The sequence below is a fragment of the Streptomyces sp. NTD91 genome (assembly GCF_059510455.1).
Genome location: NZ_JCAJZW010000061.1, coordinates 1 through 15,938 on the forward strand (window position 1 = coordinate 1; position 15,938 = coordinate 15,938).

Sequence of the window (15,938 nt, forward strand, 5' to 3'; positions counted from 1 at the left end):
TAGACCCCACCCACCGCCGTCAGCAGAGCGAGGGGTACCGCGGCCGACCGGGACTCGCGCGTGCATGCGTGCGGATACGGCACCGGCTCCGGGTGCGTGTCCCTGCCGTACCCGGCCAGTACCTCCGGCAGGCGGTGCCCGGCCGCCGTCGCCGCGTCCACCAGCGCCTGCGCCACCGTCCGGGCCTCGTCGTGCAACCCGTACCGCGCGAGGCCCAGCGTGATGAGCGCGTTGTCGTGCGGCCACACGGAACCCCGGTGGTAGGAGAGCGGGTGGTACGCCGCCTGCCCCGCGGCCAGCGTCCGCACGCCCCACCCGGAGAAGAAGTCGGGCTCCAGCAGCCGCCGGCCCACGGCCTCGCCGTACTCCTTGTCCAGCAGCCCGGACCACAGCAGATGCCCGGCGTCGGACGCCAGTGCGTCGATCTGGCGGCCCTCGTCGTCCAGTGCGAGCGCCGGGAAGGAGTGCTCCCGCATCCAGAAGTCCCGCTGGAACCGGTCCCGCAGATCGGCGGCGGCCTGCTCCAGCAGGGCGCCGTACGTCTCGTCGCCCCACACCGTGCGCGCCAGCCACGCCGTGCGGCGCAGCGCGTCGTACGCGTAGCCCTGCGCGCCCGCCGCCATCACCGCGCCGGTGGGCCGGGTGCCGTCGGCGCAGCAGATCGCGCCGGGGGAGTCCTTCCAGTTCTGGTTGGCGAGGCCGCCCTCGTCGGCGCGGTAGACGAGGTAGCCGCGCGAGGTCAGGCCGCCGTGGTCCAGCATCCAGCCGACGGCGGCCCGCGCGTGTGCCTCGAGGCGCCGGGCCGGCCCGGTGTCACCGGTCTGTTCGACGTACGCGCCGAGCAGCACCAGGAACAGCGGGGTGGCGTCGACCGAGCCGTAGTACCGCCCGAACGGCACCTGCCCGAAGTGCGCCAGTTCGCCGTGCCGCACCTCGTGCACGATCTTGCCGGGCTGGGCGACCGGCGAGGGGCCGGCGCCGGACGCCTGGGTCGCGGCGAGCGCGGGGAGCGTGGCGGCGGCCAGTTCCGGGCGGTACGGCAGCGCGAACAGGGAGGTGAGCAGGGCGTCGCGGGCGAGCAGGGCGAGGAACCAGGGGGCACCGCCGGCCGGGACCCGTAGTTCCTCACCGTCCGGGCCGGTGGCCGGGACCCGGAGCGCGGCGAGGTCGCAGAGGCCGCGCGCGCAGGCCGCGGCCAGTTCCGGCCGGCCGGTCGGGAAGGCCACGCCCTCCATGAACTCCCCCTCCAGCGCGAGGAGCTGGTCGTGTACGGCAGCCGGGTCGCGCGGCACCCGCACCGCCCGCCGCTCGCCGTGCGGGCGCGCGATCACGCGCAGCAGCAGCTCGGTCGTGCCGTGCGGCGGCAGCTCCAGGGCCCACACCAGGCGGCGGGCGCCGGTGCCGGTCTCCTCCACCGCGTCGGGGGCGGGGTCCGCGGTGATCGTCGTGCAGGACCGCCACTCGGCCCGCCGGTAGGTGAACTCGATGCCGTCGTCGAGGACCTCGCGGGAGCGCACGGCGCCGGGCTTGGCATAGGTGCGGTGGTCGGAGCGGAGCTCGAACTGGTCGGTGAAGTCGGCGTCCGCGGTGATGGCGAGGCGGACGGTGGTGGACACCGGGCGGTTGCTGGTCACCCGCACGGACTCCACGAACGAGCCGTCGCCGACGGCCTGCCGGCGGAACAGGGTGTGCGCCGGGGGCTCCTGCCGACCGCCGCGCGGGACCAGGACACAGCAGGGCGCGTCACGGTCGGCGACCGGAGTGAGCACTTCGGGCACGGCGCCGTCGACGGTCAGCTGCCAGCGGCTGAGGTGCCGGGCGTCCCGTACGAAGAACCCGTCCGGGGAGCCGCCGCCCCGGACCCCGCTGATGTCGCCCCGGTCGCCCACGGCGGCGAACGTCGCCCCGTGCACGAGCAGATGGTGCCGGTCCGTCATCGCCGGTTCCCTCCTTCGTCACTCTTGTCGAACGTGCCGGTGGCCGCCTCGGACACGCCCTCGCGGGCGCCCTTGAGAAGGTCTTTGTGCAGCTCGTGATGCAGGTCGAGGGCGAGCGCCGCCGTCCAGCCGAAGCCGGTCGCGCCGCAGCCCGCGCCGGTGTACGGGTCGACGTACTCCGCGAAGCCGGTGGTCTCGGCGAGGTGCAGCACGGCCGCGCGCAGGGCGTCGGCCCGCTCCCGCTCCCCGTGCGCCCGCAGGCCCCGCTCCAGCAGCCAACCGGTGTTGAACCAGGCCGGCCCGCGCCAGTACCGCTGCGGGTCGAAGGCCTCGCCGAGCAGGTCGTAGCTGGGCACCAGCCGGGTACGGTCGCCGAGCCCGAAGTGCGGCCCGCACAGGGTGCGGACCAGCGCGGCGGCGATCCCGCGCGGCAGCCCGGGGAGGACGAGCGGTACCAGCCCGCAGACACCTCGCTCGGGGATCAGGGCGAAGTCCGGGCGGGACACACCCTGTCCGCCGCTCGGGCCGGGGCCGTGCCGTGCGCCCCCGTGCAGGTCCCGGCACAGGAACATCCCGGCCGCCGGGTCCCACAGCCGTTCCACCAGTGCCGCCGTCAGCCGGTCGGCGCGGCCACGGCGGGCGGCGCCCGAGGCGCCCAGTTCCTCGGCGATCCGGGCCAGCGCCTGTTCGGAGGTGATGAGCAGGGCGTTGAACGCCGGGTCCTCCACGGCGAACTCAGCGCCGACGTCGGCATACCCGGAGTCCCGGTAGTCGGCGGCCAGCCGTACGTACCGCCCGTAGTCCAGATCCGTCGGCCGGTCCTCGGGCGCGCCGTGGTCGAGGTCGGCGCGGCGGAAGGAGCGGGCCGGGGCCGGGGTGATCCGGGCGAGCGGGGCGTCCCAGCAGGGGCTGTTGTCCATGCCCTGCTCCCAGGGGTGGACCACGGACACCAGCCCGCCGCCGCCCAGGTCCCGGCGGTGCAGCAGATAGCGGTGCCAGGCAGCCAGCCGCGGGTACATCCGGGCCAGGAAGCCACGGGCGCGCGAGAGTTCGGGATCGGCGCGGTGCACCAGCCAGGCCGCGAGTGCGTGGACGGGCGGCTGCACGATCCCGGACGTCTGTACGGTGCGCGGGGCGCCCGCCGTGCGACCGGCGGTGGAGGAGCGCCAGAAGTCGGGGCTGGGGAAGTAGGCGTCGAGGGGTACGGAGGGATTGAAGACGATGTGCGGCACACGCCCGTCGGCCCACTGGGCGGCCAGCAGCGTCTCCAGCTCGGTCTGGGCCCGCAGCGGCGAGAGGTGCCGCAGGCCGATCGCGATGAACGCCGAGTCCCAGGACCACTGGTGGGGATACAGGTTCCGGGACGGGACGGTCGAGCCGCCCGTCCAGTTGGCGTCCAGCACCCGGGCCGCCCCGATGTGCAGCGGGGCGGTGGCGGGCGGCGGGGGATCACAGGCGGTCGCGTACGGCGCGGGACGGACGGTGAGCTGCGTGCTGCGATCCACTCGGGGCTCCCCGAAGACGAAGACGCCCGGCCGGACGACCGGGATTGGCGGTAACCGTCGTAGAGTTACGTCTATTTAACACGCAAAACTCACTATGTAATGCAGGCTTGGGGAACACAAGGGGGTGCGCATGACCGGACGTCCGGGAAGAGCCGGGAAGAGCGGCGGTCCGGCCGGTGCCGGAGAACTCCTCGGACTGGTCCGCAGCGGACGGGCGGTGACACGCGGTGCGCTCCAGCAGGCGACCGGGCTGTCCCGGGCGACCGTCGGTCAGCGCCTGGACCGGCTCTTCCGGGCGGGCTGGCTGCGCGAGGGCGCCGGCGGCCCGGTGGACTCGCCGCTCGGCGGCCGCCCCTCCATCACCCTGGAGTTCGACGACTCGCACGCGGTCGTCCTCGCCGCCGACCTGGACACCCGGCACGCCCGCGCGGGCGTCCTCTCCCTGACCGGCGAGACCCTCGCCGAGCACTCGGGCACGCTGCTGATCGGGGACGGACCGGAGGCCGTGCTGTCCGAACTGGGGAGCTGGTTCTTCGAGTTGCTGGAGAAGGCCGGGCGCCCGGCGGTCGACGTCTGCGGCATCGGGCTCGCGGTTCCCGGCCCGGTGGACACCTGGACCGGCCGGGTGGTGCAGCCGCCGATGATGCCGGGCTGGGACGGCCACGACATCACGGGCCGCCTCTCCCGCGCCTTCAGCGAGCACACCGGCGCCCCGGCCGTCCCCGTCCTGGTCGACAACGACGCCAACCTCATGGCGTACGGCGAACAGCGCGCCGGCCACCCCGACTGCGCGGCCTTCGTACTGGTCAAGGTCTCCACCGGCATCGGCGCCGGGGTGGTGGTGGACGGCTCGATCTACCGGGGCGTGGACGGCGGCGCCGGCGACATCGGGCACATCCGGGTCGGCGCGGACGCGCAGTGCCGGTGCGGCGCGTACGGCTGTCTCGCCGCCGTCGCGAGCGGCGGTGCCGTGGCCCGGCGGCTGGCGGAGAGCGGGGTGCCGGCCGCCTCCGGCGCGGACGTGCGGGACCTGCTCGCGGCCGGGCATCCGCAGGCGGCGGCGCTGGCCCGGGAGGCCGGGCGCCGGGTCGGTGACGTCCTGGCGACGGTGGTGACCCTGCTGAACCCCGGGGTGCTGATGATCGCGGGCGACCTGGCCGGAACGCCCTTCCTGACCGGTGTCCGGGAACTCCTCTACCAGCGGGCGCTGCCGCGCTCCACGGCCCATCTCGACGTCGTCACCTCCCGGCTCGGGGAGCGGGCCGCGCTCATCGGAGCGGGGGCGCTGGTGGTGGAACACCTGTACGCGCCGGACCGGGCCGAGGAGCGGCTGCGGGTGCTGGGCTTGTGACGCGGGGCGTGGGACATGGGGTTTCCGGGGACCGGACGGCGGTCCGCATGGTGGAATCCGGCGAGCTGTGGCAGCGTGATTCTCGCCACCCTTGATAAGGGTTGCGCTCAGATGAGCGGATCATGGGCGGCTGCACTTCTCCAAGGGGTGGCACTCGGTGCCATCCTTTGATCGTTCATCGATCGAACTCAGACGTGCAGGAACTCTGCTCATCTGAGCGGATGACGCGCGTTGTGGAGGTGCTTGCATTAAAGAAGTGAACGCATTCGGCGGTGTCGGCTTGCCAAGCCTTGACTTTCGATCCGCTGGCGGACGACTGGTTACGGGCGCATGACGCCCAAGTGGACGTACCCATGTTCCTTCGATCTGGGTATGTTCCTCGCCGTCAGGGCAGCCACCGCGGCCTCAAGGAGTCGAGACCCGTGTCGGAAAACAAAGAACCCCACGTAGTGAAGTTCGTTTACGACTTCACCGAGGGCAACAAGGACCTCAAGGACCTCCTCGGCGGCAAGGGCGCCAACCTCGCCGAGATGACCAACCTCGGTCTGCCGGTCCCTCCCGGCTTCACCATCACCACCGAGGCCTGCAAGGTCTACCTGGAGAGCGGCGAGGAGCCCGCGGCACTGCGTGACGAGGTGAGTGCGCACCTCGAGGCGCTCGAGGCCCGCATGGGCAAGAAGCTGGGCCAGCCCGACAACCCTCTGCTGGTCTCCGTCCGCTCGGGCGCCAAGTTCTCCATGCCCGGCATGATGGACACGGTCCTGAACATCGGCCTGTCCGACAAGTCGGTGCAGGGCCTGGCCAAGCAGGCCGGCGACGACCGCTTCGCGTGGGACTCCTACCGCCGGCTCATCCAGATGTTCGGCAAGACCGTCCTCGGTGTCGACGGCGACCTCTTCGAGGAGGCCCTCGAGGCGGCCAAGGAGGCCAAGAAGGTCACGGTCGACACCGACCTGGAGGCCGCCGACCTGAAGAAGCTGGTCACCAGGTTCAAGAAGCTCGTCAAGGCGGAGGCCGGCCGGGAGTTCCCGCAGGACCCGCGCGAGCAGATGGACCTCGCCATCAAGGCGGTCTTCGACTCGTGGAACGGCGAGCGTGCCAAGCTCTACCGCCGCCAGGAGCGCATCCCGCACGACCTGGGCACGGCCGTCAACGTCTGCTCGATGGTCTTCGGCAACCTGGGGCCCGACTCGGGCACCGGCGTCGCCTTCACCCGCGACCCCGCCTCCGGCCACCAGGGCGTCTACGGTGACTACCTGCAGAACGCCCAGGGCGAGGACGTGGTCGCGGGCATCCGCAACACCGTCCCGCTCGCGGAGCTGGAGAAGATCGACAAGAAGTCGTACGACCAGCTCATGCAGATCATGGAGACGCTGGAGAACCACTACAAGGACCTCTGCGACATCGAGTTCACGATCGAGCGCGGTCAGCTGTGGATGCTCCAGACGCGCGTCGGCAAGCGCACGGCCGGTGCCGCCTTCCGCATCGCCACCCAGCTGGTCGACCAGGGGCTGATCGACGAGACGGAGGCCCTGCAGCGGGTCACCGGCGCCCAGCTCGCCCAGCTGATGTTCCCGCGCTTCGACGAGGACGCGAAGGTCGAGCAGGTTGCGCGCGGCATCGCCGCGTCACCGGGCGCGGCGGTCGGCAAGGCGGTCTTCGACTCGTACACGGCCGTGAAGTGGTCGCGCTCCGGCGAAAAGGTCATCCTGGTCCGCCGTGAGACGAACCCCGACGACCTGGACGGCATGATCGCGGCGGAGGGCATTCTGACCTCGCGCGGCGGCAAGACCTCCCACGCGGCCGTGGTCGCGCGCGGCATGGGCAAGACCTGCGTCTGCGGCGCGGAGGAGCTGGAGGTCGACACCAAGCGCCGGCGCATGACGGTCCCCGGCGGTCATGTCGTCGAGGAGGGCGACCTCATCTCCATCGACGGCTCGACGGGCAAGGTCTACCTGGGCGAGGTCCCGGTCGTGCCGTCCCCGGTGGTGGAGTACTTCGAGGGCCGGATGCACCCCGGCGCCGACGACGCGGACGAGCTGGTCGAGGCGGTCCACCGCATGATGGCCTTCGCCGACCGCAAGCGCCGGCTGCGGGTGCGCGCCAATGCCGACAACGCCGAAGACGCGCTGCGGGCCCGTCGCTTCGGCGCCCAGGGCATCGGCCTGTGCCGCACGGAGCACATGTTCCTCGGCGACCGCCGTGAGCTGGTGGAGCGCCTGATCCTGGCGGACACGGAGGAGGAGCGCAAGGCGTCCCTGAAGGCGCTGCTGCCCCTGCAGAAGAAGGACTTCGTGGAGCTCTTCGAGGCGATGGACGGCCTCCCGGTCACCGTCCGCCTCCTCGACCCGCCGCTGCACGAGTTCCTGCCGGACATCACCGAGCTGTCGGTCCGTGTCGCGCTGGCGGAGTCCCGTCAGGAGCCGCACGAGAACGACCTGCGCCTGCTTCAGGCGGTGCACCGCCTGCACGAGCAGAACCCCATGCTGGGTCTGCGCGGTGTACGTCTCGGCCTGGTCATCCCGGGTCTGTTCACGATGCAGGTCCGGGCGATCGCGGAGGCGGCGGCGGAACGCAAGGCCGCGAAGGGCGACCCGCGCGCGGAGATCATGATCCCGCTCGTCGGCACGGTCCAGGAGCTGGAGATCGTCCGCGAGGAGGCCGACAACGTCATCGCGGAGGTCGAGGCGGCGACGGGTACGCGGCTGAAGCTGGCGATCGGCACGATGATCGAGCTGCCGCGGGCCGCCCTGACCGCCGGTCAGATCGCGGAGGCCGCCGAGTTCTTCAGCTTCGGCACGAACGACCTGACGCAGACGGTGTGGGGCTTCAGCCGCGACGACGTGGAGGCCTCGTTCTTCACGGCGTACCTGGAGAAGGGCATCTTCGGCGTCAGCCCGTTCGAGACGATCGACAAGGACGGCGTCGGCTCCCTGGTGAGGTCGGCGGCGGAGGCGGGCCGGCGCACCCGGCCCGACCTCAAGCTCGGCGTCTGCGGCGAGCACGGCGGTGACCCCGAGTCGGTCCACTTCTTCCACGAGGTCGGCCTGGACTACGTCTCCTGCTCCCCCTTCCGCATCCCGGTGGCCCGCCTCGAGGCAGGCCGCGCGGCGACGCAGTCGCAGGGCAGCGACCACCGCTAGGGCGTGTTTCGAAAGTCCCGTCTGGTCCGCGACGCCTGGCACGGCACCTCGCCGCGTTGTCGGGATCGTCCCCGTACGCCCGGTACGAGGACGACCCTCCGCCTTGCGATGCACCGCACCAGACGCCGCGGACCCCGCCCTCCGGGCGGACGACGCTACTTGCGAAACACGCCCTAGGCCCTCACGGGCCCCGCGAACCCCGGAGCCGCCGCTGGTCCCCGACCCTCACCGATCGGCGGCGGCTTCGGCGCACGAAAGAGGAGAGGCGGCACCCTGTGCGGGGGTGCCGCCTCTCCGTGCGCAGTGGCCGCCGGCGGCGCCGGCCGGCACCGGCACGCCACTCCAGGGTCCTGCCGTGGGCCGGCTCATCCACCTGGCCGGTTCTCCGCCTGTTGTGCCGAGCACCGCGACCCCGGCGCGAGCCGCGCTGGTCGCCTGCCTCCGCTCGATCGAGCAGGCAAAGCCCCTCCGGCCGATGACGCCGCCAAGTGGGTGACCCCGCGGCCGGTCCACCGGCCTGCCCGGCAAGCCGAAACGGCCCGCCGGACAAACTGACGGACCGTCATGACGATCTGGGCCGATCACTTTATCGCCTGGTCTCCAGAGGCGCCATCGGTGCTGATCCACGTGTCGGAGACGTGCCAGCGTCTGGCCTAACACCGCAGGTCGAACCGTTATCGCGGGCAGTTCGTGCGGAAAGCGTGATGAGGCTGGATGCAGCTCGACTTTTGCATCCTCGAACCAATCGGACAGTTCCCTCGGCTATGCGAGGAGAGAGAGGACGCAAGATGTTCCCGAAGCGCAAGGTGACGCGCAACCGGCGCCAAGGCGAGGGTATTCCCTCGCGTCATTCCCACCGGGGTGCGAGGGCGGCGGCCCTGATCGTGCTGGGCAGTGGGGTGGTAGGTCTCTCGGCAGCGCCCATGGCGCACGCCGCAGGTCATGATCCGCTCAAGACCTTCCGCTCGAACGGTGCCTTCACCGTCCACAAGCATGGTGCAGGCGCCAAGGCTGCTGCCGGCGACCGGCGGGGCGCCAAGGGCGACGCCGAGGACTGGTCGGGCGTCAAGGACGACGACTGGTCGGGCATGAGGGATGACGACGACTGGTCGGGCATGAGGGGTGCCGGCGACCGCAAGGGCGTCAAGGGTGCTGCCGGTGACCGCAAGGGCGCCAAGGGCGCTGCCGGCGACCGGCGGGGCGCCAAGGGCGACGCCGAGGACTGGTCGGGCGCCATGGACGACGACGAGGACTGGTCGGGCGTCAAGGACGACGACGAGGACTGGTCGGACGTCAAGGACGATGCCGGCGACCGGCGGGGCGTCAAGGGTGCTGCCGGTGACCGCAAGGGCGTTAAGGGCGCTGCCGGCGACCGGCGGGGCGCCAAGGGCGACGCCGACGACTGGTCGGACGTCAAGGACGACGAGGGTGCCGACGCTGCCGACGACTGGTCGGGCGCCATGGACGACGACGAGGACTGGTCGGACGTCAAGGACGATGCCGGCGACCGGCGGGGCGTCAAGGGTGCTGCCGGTGACCGCAAGGGCGCCAAGGCTGCTGCCGGCGACCGGCGGGGCGCCAAGGACGACGCCGACGACTGGTCGGACGTCAAGGACGACGAGGGTGCCGACGCTGCCGACGACTGGTCGGGTGCCATGGACGACGACGAGGACTGGTCGGGTGTCAAGGGCGACGACGAGGACTGGTCGGGTGTCAAGGACGCTGCCGACGACTGGTCGGGTTTCAAGGGTGATGCCCACTGGTGGGAATTCGTAGACGACGGCTTCCCGTTCGTCGTCGTCTTCAACAACAACAACAATGACAATAACAACAACCAGAGCACCAACCCCAACAACAACAACAATAACAACAACCGCGCCCGCACCGCGACGAACACCAACAACAACTCCTGATTTCACGGTCGGGGCGAATGGAAAAGCCATTCGCGCGGACCCTGGATTTCTGCGGCGCCTCCGCCTTCCGGGGGCGCCGCCGATGTGTGGCCGGGCGGCCGTACCGATCGGTGGCGCACGGCCACAACCCGCCTTCCGTAATCGAGACGCACGGCTGATCGTCGGGCCGTGCATCGACGACGAAGACGGCCGACGTCAGGGGGCACCGACGATGACGATGAGCCGTGGGGGACCGCTGGTCGCGAGCGCCGGGGCGGCGGGGGCGGGTTGCCCGCCGCCTGTGTGTCCGACACCGGGCGCGGGGGCGGCGCGTCCGGCACCGGACTGTCCCAGTGGTCCACCAGTACGGCGAGCCCGGCACCGAGCAGGCCGTCCAGCGGTACGCCGCCGCCTGCAAGAAGGCGCACGAGAGCGGCGGCGGCCGGGCAGCCACGACCAGCAGACCGCCGCCGCGCTGCTCACCGACTCCGGGCCGGACGTCTTCGAGGTCAACCTCTCGCCGGGGCGCAGGGACATCGGGGTCTCGGAGGCGCCGGGGCTGACCACGTCGATCCGGACGCCGTCCCGGCTGAGCGCGTTCACCGCGGCCTCGGTCGCGGCGTAGGCGGCGGCTCCGGGGGAGGCGGTGTGCGGGCCGAAGGTGGAGGGGGCGTTCGCTCGCGTCGCCCGCCGACTGGGTGCGCATCCGGCGGATCTGTGCCTGGAGGGCCGGGAACAGGACCGCGTCACTGGTCGCGAGCCGGGTGTGCCAGTCCTCCTCCGGCAGGTCGAAACGATCGGTCGAGCAAGGATCAGTCGAGCGCGGGCTGGACCGCCCGCACCTCGTACGCCGCGACCCGCACCTCCGCCTCGTCCAGGCACTCCCCGCTGACCAGGTCGAAGCGCTGTTTCAGCAGGGGCGAGGCGACGAACGGGCGGCCGGCGTGGGTGCCGGTCAGACCGCGGGAGAGGACGGCGGCACCGGTGAAGGGATCGCGGTTGTCGACGGCGTACAGGCGGTCGGCGCGGTCCCGGAACACGGCCACCTGGCGGCCGTCCGGCAGCAGGGCGGCCACCCCGCGGCCAGGCGTCAGCGCGCTCAGGTCGCAGGCGGTGAACCAGCCCTGCGCCACTCGGAGCTGGACCTTCAGATCGGTGGTCTCGACAGCCAGGGTCATCGGGCGCTTCCTTCCAGGACGTCGTCGGCGGGCCGCAGGCCGATGTTCAGCAGCGGCAGGTCGGGCTTGATCTGGTCGCGCTCGGGGACGAAGGCGACGACCGGGTCCGGGGTGTCCGGGGCGTTCACGAAGGACACGAACCGGGCGAGCTTCTCGGGGTCGCCCACGGTCTGGGCCCACTCGTCGCGGTAGTGGACGACGTGCGCCCGCATCAGCTGTTCCAGCTCGTCGCAGATGCCGAGCGAGTCGTGCACCACCACGTCCCGCACATGGTCAAGGCCGCCGGGGAGGCGCTCCAGCCAGGTCGAGGTGCGCTCCAGACGGTCCGCGGTGCGGATGTAGAACATCAGGAACCGGTCGATCAGGCGGACCAGCTCGGCGTCGGACAGGTCCTGGGCCAGCAGGTCGGCGTGGCGCGGGGTGGCGCCGCCGTTGCCGCCGACGTACAGGTTCCAGCCGCCCGCGGTGGCGATCACGCCGAAGTCCTTCGACCGGGCCTCGGCGCACTCGCGCTGGCAGCCGGAGACCGCCGACTTCAGCTTGTGCGGCGACCTCAGACCCCGGTAGCGCAGCTCCAGGTCGATCGCCATCCTGACCGAGTCCTGCACACCGTACCGGCACCAGGTGGAGCCCACGCAGGACTTCACCGTGCGCAGCGACTTGCCGTAGGCGTGCCCGGACTCGAAGCCGGCGTCGACCAGGCGTGCCCAGATCAGCGGGAGCTGCTCCACCCGTGCGCCGAACATGTCGATCCGCTGGCCCCCGGTGATCTTCGTGTAGAGGCCGAAGTCCCGGGCGATCTCGCCGAGCACGATCAGCTTCTCGGGCGCGATCTCGCCGCCGGGGATACGCGGCACCACCGAGTACGAGCCGTTCTTCTGCAGGTTGGCCAGGAAGTGGTCGTTGGTGTCCTGCAGGGCCGCCTGCTCGCCGTCGAGCACATAGCCGCTCGCGCCGATCGCCGGGGCGAGCGAGGCGATGATCGAGCCGACGGCCGGCTTGCAGATCTCGCAGCCGTCGCCGCCCCGGGCGCCCTCACGGCCGTACCGGTCCAGCAGCTCCTGGTACGACGTGATGCGCAGGGAGAGGACGATCTCGTACAGCTCCTCGCGGGTCCGGGCGAAGCAGCCGCACAGGCCCTTGTCGACCTCGACGCCGGACGCCTCCAGCTCGGCGTCGACCAACTGGCCGAGCACCTTGACGCAGGAGCCGCAGCCGGTGCCGGCCTTGGTGCACTTCTTCACCTCCGGCACGGTGGTGCACCGGTGCTCCGTCACGGCGCCCCGGATGGTGCCCTTGCTGACGTTGTGGCAGGAGCAGATGACCGCGTCGTCCGGCAGTGCGGAGGGGCCGAGCCGATCCCCCGAGCCGGCTCCGGCGGGCAGGACGAGCGACCCGGGGGAGACCGGCGGCACCGACCCGGTCAGCGCGCGCAGGGTGCCGTACGCCTCGGCGTCGCCGACCAGGACGCCGCCGAGCAGCGTGCCGTCCGGGCCGATGACGAGCTTCTTGTACAAACCCGCGCGGGAGTCGGAGTAGACGACGTCCAGGCAGTCCTCGGTGGTGCCGTGCGCGTCGCCGAAGGACGCGACGTCCACACCGAGCAGCTTCAGCTTGGTGGACAGGTCGGCGCCGGTGAAGGCGGCCTCGTCGGAGGCGATCGTCGCCGCGGCCGTCTCGGCCTGCTCGTAGCCGGGGGCCACGAGACCGTACACCCGGCCGTCCGCCGCCAGCGCGCACTCGCCGATCGCGAACACCTGCGGGTCGGTGACCGTACGGCACTGCTCGTCCACCGCGATGCCGCCGCGCTCGCCGACGGCGAGACCGCACTCCCGGCCCAACTGGTCGCGCGGGCGGACACCGGCGCTGAACACCACCATGTCGGTGGACAGTTCGGAACCGTCGGACAGCTTCATGCCGGTGACGGCGCCCTCGTCGCCGACGACGATCTCCTGCGTACCCACCCCCGTGTGCACGCTCAGGCCCATGCCCTCGATGGTCCGCAGCAGCGCCGCGCCACCGCCCTCGTCGACCTGCACCGGCATCAGGCGCGGCGCGAACTCCACGACGTGCGTGGCCAGTCCGAGCCCCTTGAGCGCGCCGGCCGCCTCCAGGCCGAGCAGTCCGCCGCCGACCACCGCGCCGGTCGTCGCCCGCGTCTTCGCGTACTCCTCGATGGCGAGGAGGTCCTCGATGGTGCGGTAGACGAAACAGCCCTCGGCGTCCTTGTTCGGCACCGGCGGCACGAACGGGTAGGAGCCGGTGGCCAGCACGAGGGTGTCGTACGCGAAGGCCCGGCCGGACCTGGACGTCACCTTCCTTGCCTCGCGGTCGATGGTCTGCGCCGGATCGCCGACGTACAGCTCGATGCCGTGCGTGTCGATGAACTCCACGTCGGTCATGGAGAGTTCCTCGGGACTCTTGCCCGAGAAGTACGAGGTGAGGGCGACGCGGTCGTACGCGGGGCGCGGCTCCTCGCACAGCACGACCACGCGGTGCGTGGCGGTCAGGCCGCGCTCGGCGAGCGCTTCGAGGAAGCGCTGGCCGACCATGCCGTGGCCGACGAGCACGATCGTGGGGGTGGTGTCCGTGGACATCAGGAGCCTCCGTCGTTGGTGAGCAGGTGGAGCAGGGGGCCGCCGTCCGCCGGGAGCGGCTCTGCTCCCTCCCAGGCGCGGGCGAGCGCGCCGACGGTGCCGAGTTCGCCGACGAGGACCCCGCCGACCAGGCGGTCGTCGCGGACGACCACCTTGCGGTAGGTGCCGCGGGTGGCGTCCGTGAGCCGCACGACGTCGTCGCCGGGGCGCGCCTCGGTCTCGCCGAACGCGGCGAGGTCGAAGGGGGAGCCCGGGCCGGTGAGGGTCAGCCGGGTCAGGGAACGGGTGCCGGAGTACCGGCTGCCAGGGTCGCCCGTGAGCGACTCGGCGAGTGTGTCGGCCTGTTCGAGTGCCGGTACGGCCAGGCCGTAGACCGTGCCGTCGTGCTGGACGCAGTCGCCGACGGCACGGATGTGCGGGTCGGAAGTACGCAGCTCGTCGTCGACGAGGATGCCCCGGTGCACGGCGAGACCGGCCTGTTCGGCGAGGCCGGTGCGCGGGCGCACCCCGCACGCGAGGACGACCAGGTCGGCGTCGAGCGCGTACCCGTCGGCCAGCTCCACCGAGCGGACGGCGCCCGCGACGCAGCGCACGTCCCGCACCCGGCACTCGGTGTGCACCTCGACGCCCAGGTCGGTGAGGTGCCGCAGCACCAGCCGGGAGGCGTCCGGGTCGAGCTGGCGTTCCATGAGCCGCTCGGACTGCTGGGCGAGGACCACCTGCGCGCCGCGCACGGCGAGCGCGCGGGCGGCGGAGACGCCGAGCAGTCCGCCCCCGATGACGATCGCGCGCACGCCCGGCCGCACCGCCTCGGCCAGCCCCAGGCAGTCGTCCATGGTGCGGAACGCGTGGATGCCCTCGGGAAGTTGACGGTCAGGGGTGAACAGACCGCGCAGGGGCGGCAGCACCGGATTGGACCCGGTGGCGAGAACCAGCGTGTCGTATGCGATCGAGGAGCCGTCGGCGCACTCGACGGTCCGGGCGCCCCGGTCGATGCCGGTGGCCCGGGCGTGCAGCAGCCCGTCCGGCGCGGGCAGGCCGATCACCTCGGGGGCGTACCGGCCCGCCAGCACCTCGGCGAGCAGCACCCGGTTGTACGGCGGGTGCTCCTCCTCGCCGACGAGCAGCGCGGGCGTGCCCAGCTCGGCGAGCCGCCGGGCGAGCCGCACGCCCGCGAGGCCGGCGCCGATCACCACCACACGCGTATTCGAGGTCATGCCCTGAGCGTGCGGTCCCGACGTTACCCGGCCGCATCACGTCTGTTTCCCGTGAGGAACGCTGCCCTCTTCGGCGAAGCGGGGAGGGTGTGAGGGGTCCGTGACCGGGCGGGGCAGGGCTGTGAGGCGCGGGGGAGGGCCGTCGGGTCAGGGGCACGATCATGTCCGACGTCCCCTGACCGCCATGTGCGGTGTGCGGTCCGCCGCCCGGTCCGTCAGCGGCTGCCTGTCAGATGCGCGAACACGACGACGTTGCCCAGGTAGCCGGTGCTCTTCGAGTAGCCGCCGCCGCAGGTGATGACGCGGAGCTCGGGGCGGGGGGCGGCGCCGTACACCTTCTCGTCGGGGAAGTTGTTCGCCGCGTACACCTCCACCGCGTCGACCGTGAACACGGCCACGGAGCCGTCCCGGCGGTCCACCTCGATACGGGCGCCCCGCCTCAGCGCGCCGAGGTCGTAGAAGACGGCGGGGCCTTCGGCGTTGTCGACATGACCGGCGACGATCGCGGTGCCGGTCTCGCCGGGCATGGTGCCGGCCTCGTACCAGCCGGCCAGGTTCTTGTTCTGGGCGGGCGGCACGTCCAGGCTGCCCGAGCGGGTGAGGGACAGGCCCATCAGCGGGGCGTTCACGCGTATCGACGGGATCCGGATGCGGGTGGGCACGGAGGGGGCGAGGGCGGGGGCGGCGGACTGCGCGCCTCCCGGTTCCGGGCGGCCCTCGACGGCGGCCGGCTGGGGTGGCGCGTGCGTCCCGGCGGCGCCGCCGAGCAGCCACACCCCGGAGCCGAGCGCCACGACGGTGACCGCGGCTATCGCGGTGTCGCCGAGCCTGTCGTGCCTGGTTCTCCTGCGCATACCAACCTCTTCGACGGCGGGCCCCGAGGACTCGTGGCGGTTGCCTCCGGAAGGTCCGGAGGCGAACCCGGAGGACCTGCGGTGGTGGGCTCCGGGGTTCCCGGGGGTGGACCGGGAGGACCTCCAGCGGCACCCGGGGGTGGGCCCGGATGGCTTCCGGGGTGTGTGCGGGCGGCTGCGGGGGTGGGCCCCGACGGCTCCGGGGTGTGTCCCCAACGGTTTTCCCGGGCTCCCGGCGCGGCCTCCGGAGACTCCCGGAAGCCG

At 72.2% G+C, this 15,938-nt stretch carries 9 protein-coding genes; 3 read left to right on the forward strand and 6 right to left on the reverse strand.

Going from position 1 to position 15,938, the window contains the following annotated elements; genetic code table 11:
• Together AC5WRT_RS35775 and AC5WRT_RS35780 are read right to left on the reverse strand one after the other, a co-directional pair.
• Nucleotides 1–1,937 (reverse strand): amylo-alpha-1,6-glucosidase (locus AC5WRT_RS35775; protein WP_496100960.1); only part of this gene is annotated, 1,937 nt, incomplete at its 3' end.
• Nucleotides 1,934–3,442 (reverse strand): MGH1-like glycoside hydrolase domain-containing protein, encoded by a 1,509-nt coding sequence (locus AC5WRT_RS35780; protein WP_496100961.1) that lies wholly within the window; start codon nucleotides 3,440–3,442, stop codon nucleotides 1,934–1,936. The genes AC5WRT_RS35775 and AC5WRT_RS35780, both read right to left, overlap by 4 nt.
• A 130-nt stretch (nucleotides 3,443–3,572) precedes the next feature.
• On the opposite strand from AC5WRT_RS35780, the gene AC5WRT_RS35785 reads away from it, so the two are divergent.
• The 3 genes from AC5WRT_RS35785 (at nucleotide 3,573) to AC5WRT_RS35795 (ending at nucleotide 9,849) form a co-directional block, all read left to right on the forward strand.
• Nucleotides 3,573–4,793 (forward strand): ROK family protein, encoded by a 1,221-nt coding sequence (locus AC5WRT_RS35785; RefSeq protein ID WP_496097918.1) that lies wholly within the window; start codon nucleotides 3,573–3,575, stop codon nucleotides 4,791–4,793.
• Between the two features lie 422 nt (nucleotides 4,794–5,215).
• On the forward strand, nucleotides 5,216–7,936 hold the full coding sequence (gene ppdK / locus AC5WRT_RS35790) for a pyruvate, phosphate dikinase (RefSeq protein ID WP_496097919.1): 2,721 nt from the start codon (nucleotides 5,216–5,218) through the stop codon (nucleotides 7,934–7,936).
• Nucleotides 7,937–8,859: 923 nt separating this feature from the next.
• The gene (locus AC5WRT_RS35795) at nucleotides 8,860–9,849 is read left to right on the forward strand and encodes a hypothetical protein (RefSeq protein ID WP_496100962.1); all 990 of its coding nucleotides are present in this window, start codon (nucleotides 8,860–8,862) and stop codon (nucleotides 9,847–9,849) included.
• Between the two features lie 791 nt (nucleotides 9,850–10,640).
• On the opposite strand, the gene nirD is transcribed toward AC5WRT_RS35795, so the two are convergent.
• The 4 genes from nirD to AC5WRT_RS35815 form a co-directional block, all read right to left on the reverse strand.
• Nucleotides 10,641–11,006, reverse strand: a complete 366-nt coding sequence (gene nirD / locus AC5WRT_RS35800; RefSeq protein WP_496097921.1) for a nitrite reductase small subunit NirD — start codon at nucleotides 11,004–11,006, stop codon at nucleotides 10,641–10,643.
• A complete protein-coding gene (gene nirB / locus AC5WRT_RS35805; protein ID WP_496100963.1) occupies nucleotides 11,003–13,603 on the reverse strand; it encodes a nitrite reductase large subunit NirB in 2,601 nt (866 codons plus the stop codon). Before nirB ends, nirD begins: the two co-directional genes overlap by 4 nt.
• The gene (locus AC5WRT_RS35810) at nucleotides 13,603–14,820 is read right to left on the reverse strand and encodes an NAD(P)/FAD-dependent oxidoreductase (protein ID WP_496100964.1); all 1,218 of its coding nucleotides are present in this window, start codon (nucleotides 14,818–14,820) and stop codon (nucleotides 13,603–13,605) included. The genes nirB and AC5WRT_RS35810 overlap by 1 nt, the downstream gene beginning before the upstream one ends.
• Before the next feature lie 215 nt (nucleotides 14,821–15,035).
• A complete protein-coding gene (locus AC5WRT_RS35815) occupies nucleotides 15,036–15,674 on the reverse strand; it encodes a class F sortase (protein WP_496097924.1) in 639 nt (212 codons plus the stop codon).
• Nucleotides 15,675–15,938 lie beyond the last annotated feature (264 nt).